The sequence below is a fragment of the Synechococcus sp. R55.7 genome (genome assembly GCF_047461955.1).
Lineage (GTDB): Bacteria > Cyanobacteriota > Cyanobacteriia > Thermostichales > Thermostichaceae > Thermostichus.
This window is the reverse complement of record NZ_JANSIC010000525.1, coordinates 1-517: the sequence shown is the minus strand read 5'-3', so window position 1 is coordinate 517 and position 517 is coordinate 1. Positions and strand designations below refer to the sequence as shown.

Annotated in this window: 1 protein-coding gene; it reads left to right on the top strand. The window is 58.2% G+C overall.

The genetic code is table 11. The features are described 5' to 3' along the window. The coding region (locus NW820_RS13495) for a thiol-disulfide oxidoreductase DCC family protein (RefSeq protein WP_414407788.1) at positions 1–428 on the top strand (428 nt) is incomplete at its 5' end. Positions 429–517 lie beyond the last annotated feature (89 nt).

Genomic DNA, 517 nt, shown 5'->3' with positions numbered 1-517 from the left:
CCACCATGCCCTACATGGTTATCTACGACGGCCTCTGCAACCTCTGTGCCACCGGCGTTCAGCTCTTGGAGCAACTGGATCGCGGACGGCAGTTTTGCTACGCCCCCATGCAAGATGCTTCTACCCTGGCCCAATGGGGGATCCCACCGGAGCAGGTGGAGCTGGGGATGATTCTCATCGATCTGGAGCACCCAGAGCGCCGCTGGCAGGGATCCGCTGCCATTGAACAAATTGCCGCCCTTTTGCCGAGCGGGGAGGTGTGGCTGGCTCTGTACCGCAACTTTCCTGGCTTGAAGGTTCTGGGGGATCGAGGCTACGAACAGATCCGGGATCACCGCTACGAGTGGTTTGGCCGCCGTAACACCCCATACCTATCTGTCTACCCTGCTTGTGTTTCCTGCCGGGATCCCTTGGCTGACAACCCATAATACTTGGTAATGCTTGCCCTTATCCAGCTACCTGAACTGAAGGAGGCCGATAGGAGAGGGGCTGTACTTAAGGGATCCCTTGACGAGGG